The organism is Nocardioides sp. (genome assembly GCF_047602075.1).
GTDB lineage: Bacteria > Actinomycetota > Actinomycetes > Propionibacteriales > Nocardioidaceae > Nocardioides.
Genome location: NZ_JASGIF010000001.1, coordinates 1,144,127 through 1,154,630 on the forward strand (window position 1 = coordinate 1,144,127; position 10,504 = coordinate 1,154,630).

Sequence of the window (10,504 nt, forward strand, 5' to 3'; positions counted from 1 at the left end):
GCCGGGCAGATCCGGTGCGTGTCGCCGAACTCGGCTCCGGGTTGGCGGGGTTGGCAGGCCCACCCGTCTCCCGCGGTGCTGTGGTGGCCCTGACCCATCTCCCGCGGTGCTGTAGTGGCTTGGGACCCGGTATGCGGGCCACTTTGCCACCATAGGACCGCGGCAGACGCACAAAGACCGCAGCAGACAACCGTCCTGAAGCGCCGGACCAGCCGCGGGCTCCACCCTCAGGGCAGGCGTTGCACGGCGGCGGCGAAGGCGTCACCGCGGTCGGCGTAGTCACGGAACATGTCCATCGACGCGCAGCCCGGCGCGAGCAGGACGGTGTCACCCGGCCTGGCCAGGCTCGCCGCGGCGCGGGCGGCGCGCAACATGGGCTCGTCGTCGACCGAGTCGCCGATGTCGATCACCGGCACGGCGGGCGCGAGGCGCTGCAACGCGTCGGCGATCACGTGACGGTCCTGGCCCAACAAGACGACCCCGCGCAATCGGTCGGCGACCGCCGAGACGAGGTCGTCGAAGCGAGCTCCCTTGGCCAGCCCGCCGGCGACCCAGACGACCGGGTCGTAGGCCAGCAGGGAAGAGAGCGCAGCGTGCGGGTTGGTCGCCTTGGAGTCGTCGACATAGGCGACCTCGTCGACCGTGCCGACCGATGCGATCCGGTGGCCGTCCGGTTGGAAGCCACGCAGGCCGTCGCGCACCGCGGCCTGACTCACCCCGTGCGCCCGCGCCAAGGCCGCGGCCGCGAGCGCGTTGGCGACCACATGCGGGGCCGGCGAGGCCAGGTCACCCAGCGTGCACAACTCCGCGGCAGAGGTCTGCCGCTCGGTGATGAACGCGCGGTCGACCAGGATGTCGTCGACCACACCCATCATCCCCACGGCCGGAACCTCGAGCGTGAAGCCGATCGCCCGGGCGCCGTCGACCACCTCGGCGTCCCGGACGAGCTGTTCGGTGACGGGGTCGGCGACGTTGTAGACGCAGGCGCGCTGCACGCCGGAGTAGATCCGACCCTTGTCGGCGGCGTAGTCCTGCATCGAGGAGTACCAGTCCAGGTGGTCCTCGGCGACATTGAGCACTGCGGCGGACTCCGCGGTCATCGACCGGGTGTAGTGCAGTTGGAAGCTGGAGAGCTCGACGGCGAAGACGTCGTACGGCGCGGGGTCCATCACCGCTTCCACGATCGGCCGGCCCACGTTGCCGACGGCGGCGCTGCGCAGCCCGGCCGCCCGCAAGATGGCGTCGAGCATCTGCACGGTGGTGGTCTTGCCGTTGGTGCCGGTGACGGCGAGCCATGGCGCGGGGTGCTCGGGGTCGCGGAGCCGCCAGGCCAGCTCGACCTCGCCCCAGACCGGGATGCCTCGGTGCCGCGCCTCGGCGAGCAGAGGTGCGTCTGGGCGCCAGCCCGGCGAGGTGACGACGACGTCGACCGGCTGATCCGGCAGTGCCGCGGTGCTGCCCGGGCCGAGCCGGACGTCCGCGCCGAGGATGCCGAGCAGCTCGGCTCGCTCGGCCTTCTCCTCGGTCGAGACGTCGTCGAGTGCGACGACGTGGGCGCCGAGGTGCGTCAGGTTGTCAGCGGCGGCGAAGCCAGAGACGCCGAAGCCGGCGACCACGGCCTGCACCCCCTCCCAGGAGTCGCGTTGGCCGAGGCCCTCGGGGCTCATCGGGTGATCACGAGCCGGCCACCCACTCGGCGTAGAAGATGCCGAGCCCGGCGGCGACGAACAGGCCCGTGATGAGCCAGAATCGGATCACCACGGTGACCTGCTCCCAGCCGAGCATCTCGAAGTGATGGTGGAGCGGCGTCATCCGGAAGACCCGGTGCCCGGGCTCGACGCGGAACACTCGTCGGAACAGCGCACTCCCACGGCTGGCCTTGAACACGCTGACCTGGATCATCACCGAGAGCGTGACCATCACGAACAGGCCGCCGAGGATCAGCAGCAGCAGTTCGGTGCGGGTGAGGATGGCCAGTCCGCCCAGTGCCCCGCCGAGAGCCAGGGAGCCGGTGTCCCCCATGAAGATCGCGGCGGGAGAGGCGTTCCACCACAAGAATCCGAAGCAGGCGCCGGTGATCGCCGCGGAGACGACGGCCAAGTCGAGCGGATCTCGCACGTCGTAGCACTTGCCGACCGCAAGGTCGCCGCCGCAGGCCTGGTTGCGCTGCCAGATGTTGACCAGGGTGTAGGCCGCGAAGACCAGGATCGAGCACCCGGTGGCGAGGCCGTCGAGGCCGTCGGTGAGGTTGACCGCGTTGCTGAAGCCGGTGACCAGGAACCAGATCAGCAGCAGCACCACCACCGTCGGGAGGGTCCAGCCGAAGTCACGGAGGAAGGACAGGTGGGCGGAGGCCGGTGTGCGGCCGTCCTCGTCCTCGAGCATCGGTGAGAGGGCGAGCAGGCCGAAGACCAACGCGACAACGGTCTGTCCGATCATCTTGGCCTTGCTGCGCAGCCCCAGCGAGCGTTGCTTGACGATCTTGATGAAGTCGTCGAGGAAGCCGACGAAGCCCATCCCGACGAACAAGAACAGCAGCAGCAGCGCCGAGGCGGACGGACGCGACTCGGTGATCAGCTTGGCGAGGAAGTAGCCGAGCAACGTGGACAAGGTGATGACCAGCCCGCCCATCGTCGGCGTGCCACGCTTGGTGTGGTGGCTGGTGGGGCCGTCGTCACGCACCTCTTGGCCGTAGCCGCGGGCCGACAGCGCCGAGATGGCGAACCGGGTGCCGAGCAGCGAGATCAGCAGCGCCAGACCCCCGCTGAGCAGAATCGCTCTCATTGCCCCGTTGCTCCTTCGCCGATCCGGTCGGATCCCTGCTCTGTCTCGGCCAGCAGCCCGGCGACGAGGTGCTCGAGTGCGGCGCCCCGCGAGGCCTTGACCAAGACGACGTCGTCGCCCGTGACATTGTTCCGCACGAACTCCAGCGCGTCGTCGCGCCCCGCCGTGGTCCGAGCAACGCCCCGCCACTGTGGCACCCGACGCGCTCCGGAAACGATCGGGTCGGCCCCCGGACCGACCGTCACCAACAGGTCGATCCCGGCGCCGGCGACGGCCTCGCCCACGGCCAGGTGATCGGCTTCGGCGCTGGCGCCGAGCTCCAGCATCTCGCCGAGCACGGCGACGGTCCGTCGGCCGCTTCGGGAGCCGATCGTGGCCAGCGCGTCGATCGCCGCGGCCATGGAGTCGCGATTGGCATTGTAGGCGTCGTTGACAACGAGCAGGCCGTCGGACCGGGTGACCGGTTCCATCCGCCACCGAGACGTGGCCTCGGCCTGGCCGAGCCGGGTCGCCACGTCGGCCAGGGGGATCCCCACCGCCAGCGCCATCGCGGCGGAGGCAGCGGCGTTTGCGACCTGATGCGCACCGATCTGGCGGAGCCGGACGGGCTGCCACTCACCGGCGTGGCCGAGCTCGAAGGACGGCCTGCCCAGCGGGTCCTGCTCCACGGCTCGCCAGGCGACGTCGCCGGACCGGCCGAAGGTGACCACGCGCGCCGCGGCGCGGTCGGCCATCGATGCGGTCAGCGGGTCGTCGGCGTTGAGGACCGCCGTTCCGGTGGCGGGTAGGGCCTCGATGATCTCGCCCTTGGCCGTCGCGATTGCCGCTCGCGAGCCGAACTCGCCGAGGTGAGCAGTGCCGACGTTGAGCACCGCGGCCACCTGCGGTGGCGCGACCTCGCACAGGTAGGAGATGTGACCGACGCCCCGGGCACCCATCTCTACGACGAGGTACGACGTCTCGGGGGTGACACACAGCACAGTGAGTGGGACGCCCAGCTCGTTGTTGTGGTTGCCACGGGTGGCCACGGTCGATCCGGAAGGGGCCAACAGCTGGGCCAGATAGTCCTTGGTCCCGGTCTTGCCCTGCGAGCCGGTGAGCGCGAGCACGGTCAGATCAGGGAGCCGGTCGATCACCGCCCGCGCCAGTCGGCCGAAGGCAGCCACCGAGTCCTCCACGACGATCGTCGGCACACCGGTTGACCGCTGGCCGAGCACTGCGGCGGCACCCGCCTCCACCGCCGCGACGGCGAAGTCGTGGCCGTCGACCCGCTCCCCCGCGACGGCCACGAACAGGCCACCCGGCTCCGGCGCACGGCTGTCCACGAACGCAGGGCCGGTCACCACGACCTCAGGCCCCTCGGCGGGCTGCCCGTCGACCCGGCCACCCACCAGGTGTGCGATCTCGGCCAGAGACATCGCGATCATCGGGCCGCCAGTTCCTCGGCCGCCACCAGCCGGTCATCGAAGGGGTGCACCACGCCGGCGACCTCCTGGCCCGTCTCGTGCCCCTTCCCTGCGATCAGCACCAGATCCCCGGCGCCCGCACGGCGGATCGCCTCGCGGATGGCCTGGCGTCGGTCGCCGACCTCCAGCACCTCGGCGCGGCCACCGGCCGCACCCTGGAGGACGGCGGCGCGGATCGCTGCCGGATCCTCCGAGCGTGGATTGTCGTCGGTGACCACGAGGACGTCGGCCGCCTCCGCGACAACCTGACCCATCAGCGGCCGCTTGCCGGAGTCACGATCGCCGCCAGCACCCAGCACGACCAGGATCCGTCCCTCGGTCAGCGGACGCAGCGTCCTCAGCGCCGCCACCAGGGCGTCGGGCTTGTGGGCATAGTCGACGATCACCGCGATGTCCTGGCCGGCGCCCCGATCGACCCCCGGGGCGAGCCCGATCCGCTCGAGCCGGCCCGGGACGCCACCGGCCTCGGCCAGCCCACGCGCGACTGCGTCGAGGTCGAGCCCCGCCTCCGCGGCGGCAGCGACCGCGGCCAGCCCGTTGGCGACGTTGAAGTCACCGGGGAGCGCGACCGCGGCCGGGTGGGTCGAGCCGTCGGGCGCGACGACGGTGAACTCGGAGCCCGCGGGTCCCAGCGTCACGTCCTCCGCGCGCCAGTCGGCCTCGGCACCGTGCACCGAGAACGTCCGCACCGGGATCTCGGCCTCGCCGGCCAACCGACGGCCGTGCTCGTCGTCGATGCTGACCAGCGCGCGCCGGGTCCGGTCGGGGGTGAACAGCCGGGCCTTGGCGGAGTAGTAGTCCTCCAGGTCGACATGGAAGTCGAGGTGGTCGCGGCCCAGGTTGGTGAAAACCGCTACGTCGAAGAAGACACCGTCGACGCGTCCCATCACCAGCGCATGACTGGACACCTCCAAGGAGCAGGCGGTCACGCCGTCCTCGACCATCCGGGCGAAGAGGCCGTGCAGGTCCGGCGCCTCCGGGGTAGTCAGCGCGGTCGGCACGTCGTGGCCGTCGATCCGGGTGCCGACGGTGCCGACGACCGCCGACCGGATGCCCGCCGCGAGCAGGGCACCGTCGGCGAGCCGCGTGGTGGTGGTCTTGCCCTGGGTGCCGGTCACTCCGATCATGGTCAGCCGTCGCGCGGGGTCGTCGTACACCCGGGCGGAGAGGGCGCCGAGCACCACCCGTGGCTTCGGCACCACCAGCACGGGCAACCCGGTGGCCGATGCCGCCCCCTCGGGATCGGTGAGGACCGCGCAAGCACCGGCTGCGCGCGCCTGGTCGAGGAAGGAGATGCCGTGGGCGCGGGAGCCCGGCAGAGCGACGTAGAGGTCGCCGGAGAGAACTCGTCGCGAGGTCAACGTGATGCCGGAGATGGCCGCGGACCCGTCGCCCGTCAGCTCGACGGCGACGCCGCCGGCGGCCAGCCAGCCGGCCAGATCGGACAGCAGGCTGAGCTTCGGGTGCCGGGGCCGGGTGGCCGCCAGCGAGTCACTCACCACCACGCGAGGCTATCGGGCCCACTCGACCGGCAGCGTGGACGGCTTCGTGCCGGTCGGCGCGATGCCGTAGCGGTTGAGGGCGAAGCTCATGATCTTGCTGAACGCGGGGCCGCCCACCGACCCACCTCCGGCGCCGCTGATGCCGGGGTCCTGGACGACGACGTAGACAGTGAACCGTGGGTTGTCCGCCGGGGCGAAGCCGGCGAAGGAGACCGTGGTCGAGCCGTCGTAGCACTGGCAGTCCGAGGAGACCCGCTGGGCGGTTCCGGTCTTGCCGGCCACTCGGTAGCCCGGGACGGCAGCGCCCGGGGCGACACCGACCTCGGGGTCGAGAACACGCTCCATCATCAGCATGGTGTCGTGGGCGGCCTTCTTGGAGACGACCCGTCGTTCGACGGTGTGGTCGGTGCCCACCTGCTCACCCCGGTTGGTGGTCGCGCTTCCCTCGACCAGGCTCGGCGAGACGTAGACGCCGCCGTTGGCGATGGTGTTCACGGCTGCGGCCATCTGGACGGCATTGACCGAGAGCGATTGGCCGAAGGTGATCCGGTCCTTGGTCTGCGGAGTCAGCGCGGAGCCGCTCGGGATAATCCCCGCCGACTCGCCGGCGAGGCCGAGGTCGGTCTTCTGGTCACCGAGCCCGAAGCCGTGCAGATAGCGGACCAGCTCGCGAGGCGGCATCTTCCGCGACGCCAGCACGGTGCCGATGTTGGAGGACTTGGCGATCACACCCGTCAGGGTCAGTGGTAGGTCTCCGTGCGGGAACCAGTCGTGGATCGGGTGGACCTGCCCATCGGTCAGCTCGCCGGGGACCAGGATCTTGGTCCGGGGCGTGACCAGTCCGGCATCCATCAGGGACGCGACGGTGAGCACCTTCTCGACCGAGCCCGGCTCGTAGATGTCGCTCAGGGCACGCGAGCCCAAGTCCTGTTTCGAGGCGTCCTGCGGGTCGCTGGCGTCGTATGTCGGGTAGTCGGCGAGCGCCAGGATCTCTCCCGTCCGGGAGTCCATCACCACGGCGACACCCGAGGCAGCCTTGGCATCCTCCACGGTCTGACGCAGCACCCGCGAGGTGTACCAGTCCAGGTCGAGGTCCAAGGTGGTGTGCAGGTCCTTACCGTCGACCGGCTTGGTCAGGGTGCTGTCGGCAAGCGGGATCCGGACTCCCTTGCCGACCTGGTAGGACGAGGTGCCGTCGGTGCCGGCGAGCCGATTGTCGAAGCTGCGCTCGAAGCCGGCCAGCGGCCGGACGCCCTTGCGGGGGTCGGGCGTGCCGAGGAAGCCGACCACGTTGGCGCCGATGTCGTGGGCGGGATAGTCGCGGGCAGGGTCGCGCCGAGTGTCGAGGCCCTCGAAGCCCAGCTTCTCGGCCCGATCGACGACCCGGGTGGCGACCGCGGCCGGGATCCGCCGGGCGAGGTATTGGAAGCGGCACTCGTCCCCGGCCCCGCAGCTGGTCTGACGGAGCCGGGTGAGGGTGTCGAAGTAGTCCAACCCGAGCCGTCGCGCCAAGAAGGTCGCGATCTCGGGCGCCTTGTCACGGGTCTGCTGCGGATCCGCCACGATCATCAGCCCGTCGACCGACTCGGCCAACGGCTTGCCGTTGCGGTCGAGGATGTCGCCGCGCTCGGCGGGCAGCACGACGGTGACCAGGCTGTGCGCCATCGCCTGGGCGGCATAGGACTTGGCGTCCACGCCCTGCAGCTGCACCAGACGAGCGGCGAACAAGGACAGCACCATCGCGATCGTCAAGAAGCCGACGCGCAGCCGGAACTGCGCGGAGCCGCGACGAGACGCCCGTGGCGGGCGGCGGGTGCGGGGCGACGACAACGGCACTCCTGGGTCGGTAGCTGGGTCGGTAGCTGGGTCGGTAGCTGGCTCGATGGGCTGGTTCAGCGGGTGGCCCGGCGGCCACCGTCGTCACGGTGTCCGGTCGAGTCGTCCTGGTGCCCATTCCTACCCTGGTGGTGGGTCCGGTTCGGTGAGGTGCGGTCCGTGTCGCGAGAGGTGTGCTTCACCACGGGCTTGGGATCTAGGGAAGCCGGCTTGACCGGGGGCAGCTCCTCGAGGCGCAGGGGGCTGCCCGCGGTGGCCGCCGGGGCCGTGCACGTCGGCGACTGCTTCGTCAGCTCGAGCGTGCACCAGGTGGTCGGCAACACCATGCCGAGCGCCTGGGCCCGCTCGGCGACCCGCTGCGGGTCGCGCAATCGCTCCAGCTTGAGCGAGAGCCCCTCCTCCTGAGCGGTCAGAGCCGCTGCTCGATCTTCGAGACTGCTGGCCCGGAACGATGCCTGCTGCATCGAGGTGTTGAACAGCAACAGGCCGACCACACCGGCGACCAGGACTGCCGTCACCAGCGCCAGGAACGGGACCCGAGAGGTGGGGGTACGACGTCGCGGGACGACGCTGAGCCGGGCCCGCGCGACTGCGGACTCGGCCATCCGCGACATGCGGGTGCGGGCGGCGCCGGCAACCGGCTGGCGGCTCTCCGGGGCAGGTGCGGCACTGCTCATCAGGCGACTCCCTTGTCGGCGCGGTTCGAGAACGTGCGGGATCGATCGGGACGGACTCGCTCGATGGCGCGCAGCCGGACCGAGGCGGCTCGCGGGTTGAGCCGGATCTCGTCCTCGTCGGCGCGCTCGGCGCCCCGGGTCACCAGCCGGAGGGCGGGCGCCCGCTCGGCCTCCACCACCGGCAGGTCGTCGGGGACATCACTGCGGGTGGCGGCCGCGAACGTGCGCTTGACCACCCGGTCCTCCAGGGAGTGGTAGGACTCGACCACCACGCGCCCACCCACGCTGATCGCGTCGATCGCGGCCGGCAGCGCCCTCCGGAGCACGGCGAGCTCGTCGTTGACCTCCATCCGCAGCGCCTGGAAGGTGCGCTTGGCCGGATGGCCTCCGGTGCGTCGCGCCGGGGCAGGGATCTCTCGGTAGAGCAGGTCGACGAGCTGACGCGACGTGGTGAACGGCCGATCGGCTCGCTCCCGCACGACGGCGGCGGCGATCCGACGCGCGAACCTCTCCTCGCCGTACTCCCGCAGCACCCGGGCCAACTCGGCGGCCGAGTAGATGTTGAGCACGTCGGCGGCGGTGCGGCCGGAGCCTTGATCCATCCGCATGTCCAGCGCGGCGTCCTCGGCGTAGGCGAAGCCTCGCTCCCGCACGTCCAGTTGCATGGAGGAGACACCGAGGTCGAACAGCACGGCGTCCACCTGGTCCAGGCCGAGGTCGGCGAGCACCTCGGGGATCTCGTCGTAGACCGCATGCACGCCCTCGAACCGGTCGCCGAAACCGGCGAGACGCTCGCCGGCCAGGCGAAGCGCCTCCGGGTCGCGGTCGATCCCGACGACGCGGGCCAGCTCGCAGCGGGTGAGCACCGCTTCGGTGTGCCCGCCGAGACCGAGGGTCGCGTCGACCAGGACGGCGTCGGCGCGGGAGAGCGCCGGGTGCAACAAGGCCACGACCCGGTCCAGAAGCACCGGGTCATGTCGGGGGCTGGTCATCAGGTCGGCCTAACGCCCCAGGCTGGTCAGCACCAGGAAGGTCAGTGCCAGGCCACCCGAGGTGGCCGCGGACACCACCATCACCGCGGCAGCCTCCTTGGCCAGGTGGCGGACCCGCACGGTGGCCGCCCCGTCATGGGCGGCGCCGTGGACGGCATGGGTGGTGCTGCTCATCTCGACCCCAGGGGTGACATCAGGCGTGCGGTGGACATCGGGTGGACGGGTGGCACATCGACTGCTGTGCCTCGAACTCGTCCGGCCAGGTCCCCTGCCCGCTCCTGCCGGGGACTGCCTTCTGGCGCCGGGGAAGTTGCCCCAGACGGCGTGACAGCGCGGGCACGAGACCTCGCCTGACGAGTTCGCTGTGTAGTTGTGTTCGGTACGGCGTTGTGATCGGTACGGCGTTGTGATCGGTACGGCGTTGTGATCGGTACGGCGTTGTGATCGGTGTTGAGTTGTGTGTTCGGTCGTTGCGTTCGGTGCGGTGGTGCGCGGTGGGGATCAGATCCCCGGGATGATCTCCTCGGACAGATCGGCGAACCGCTGCTCCTGCTGGGCCAGGTAGGTCTCCCAGGCCCTCGGCTCCCAGATCTCCACCCGGTTGATGGAGCCGATCACCACGACGTCCTTCTCCAGCGACGCGTATTGACGCAGCAGCGGCGCGAGAGTGATCCGGCCCTGCTTGTCCGGCGTCTCCTGGAAGGCCCCCGAGGCGAGCAGCCGGACGTAGTCCCGGGTGTTCTTCTCGGTCAGCGAGGCCTCGCGGAGTCGATCGGTGATCACGGAGAACTCGGCAAGGGAGTAGACGGTGAGGCAGCGCTCCTGCCCTCTGGTCACCATCAGCCCCTCCTCGAGGTCATCCCTGAACTTCGCCGGGAGGAAGAGCCGCCCCTTGTCGTCCAGCTTCGGTGTGTAGGTGCCGACGAACACCCTCGGCACCTCCCTGGCCGGCCGACCCGCGGTGGATCTCCTCCACTTTGCCCCACCATACTCCACTATTCCCCACCGTCAATCGAAATCGCCGCACTCTTTCGCCAGATTTCGCGCCCGTACCCTCCGCTGACCTGCGGCGTTGCCGAGTGGGGCGAAGTGGAGCGCCCATGCATCGGCGTGGTGGTCGGTCAGTTGCGCGTCGGCTGGGTCGGCTGCGCCCGACGGCGGCGCAGCCGGCGCCCCCTTGCCGACCGGGCCGCAACCCGCTGGCAACCGCACCCGACGCGTCCCGAGGCCACCGTCACACCTGGCAC

The 10,504-nt window shown here is 70.7% G+C and carries 9 protein-coding genes; all 9 read right to left on the minus strand.

What is annotated here, in order from left to right; genetic code table 11:
• Positions 1-227: 227 nt before the first annotated feature.
• The 9 genes from murD to mraZ all read right to left on the minus strand — a co-directional run bounded on the left by murD (position 228) and on the right by mraZ (position 10,187).
• On the minus strand, positions 228-1,667 hold the full coding sequence (gene murD / locus QM714_RS05830; RefSeq protein WP_415098479.1) for a UDP-N-acetylmuramoyl-L-alanine--D-glutamate ligase: 1,440 nt from the start codon (positions 1,665-1,667) through the stop codon (positions 228-230).
• 7 nt (positions 1,668-1,674) lie between these two features.
• Positions 1,675-2,784, minus strand: a complete 1,110-nt coding sequence (mraY, locus tag QM714_RS05835; protein WP_415098481.1) for a phospho-N-acetylmuramoyl-pentapeptide-transferase — start codon at positions 2,782-2,784, stop codon at positions 1,675-1,677.
• Positions 2,781-4,211, minus strand: a complete 1,431-nt coding sequence (locus tag QM714_RS05840; protein WP_415098483.1) for a UDP-N-acetylmuramoyl-tripeptide--D-alanyl-D-alanine ligase — start codon at positions 4,209-4,211, stop codon at positions 2,781-2,783. The genes mraY and QM714_RS05840 overlap by 4 nt, the downstream gene beginning before the upstream one ends.
• Positions 4,208-5,749: a UDP-N-acetylmuramoyl-L-alanyl-D-glutamate--2,6-diaminopimelate ligase gene (locus QM714_RS05845; RefSeq protein ID WP_415098485.1), complete on the minus strand. Its 1,542-nt coding sequence runs from the start codon at positions 5,747-5,749 to the stop codon at positions 4,208-4,210. The genes QM714_RS05840 and QM714_RS05845 overlap by 4 nt, the downstream gene beginning before the upstream one ends.
• A 12-nt stretch (positions 5,750-5,761) precedes the next feature.
• Entirely contained in the window at positions 5,762-7,582 is a 1,821-nt protein-coding gene (locus QM714_RS05850; RefSeq protein WP_415098487.1) for a peptidoglycan D,D-transpeptidase FtsI family protein, read from the minus strand.
• A 62-nt stretch (positions 7,583-7,644) separates the two neighbouring features.
• Complete coding sequence (locus QM714_RS05855; RefSeq protein WP_415098489.1) at positions 7,645-8,265, minus strand: hypothetical protein; 621 nt, start codon at positions 8,263-8,265, stop codon at positions 7,645-7,647.
• Complete coding sequence (gene rsmH, locus QM714_RS05860) at positions 8,265-9,257, minus strand: 16S rRNA (cytosine(1402)-N(4))-methyltransferase RsmH (protein ID WP_415098491.1); 993 nt, start codon at positions 9,255-9,257, stop codon at positions 8,265-8,267. The genes QM714_RS05855 and rsmH overlap by 1 nt, the downstream gene beginning before the upstream one ends.
• A gap of 9 nt (positions 9,258-9,266) precedes the next feature.
• A complete protein-coding gene (locus QM714_RS05865; RefSeq protein ID WP_415098493.1) occupies positions 9,267-9,431 on the minus strand; it encodes a hypothetical protein in 165 nt (54 codons plus the stop codon).
• Between the two features lie 327 nt (positions 9,432-9,758).
• Positions 9,759-10,187, minus strand: coding sequence for a division/cell wall cluster transcriptional repressor MraZ (mraZ, locus tag QM714_RS05870; RefSeq protein ID WP_415098495.1), 429 nt, complete (start codon positions 10,185-10,187; stop codon positions 9,759-9,761).
• Between the last annotated feature and the right edge of the window lie 317 nt (positions 10,188-10,504).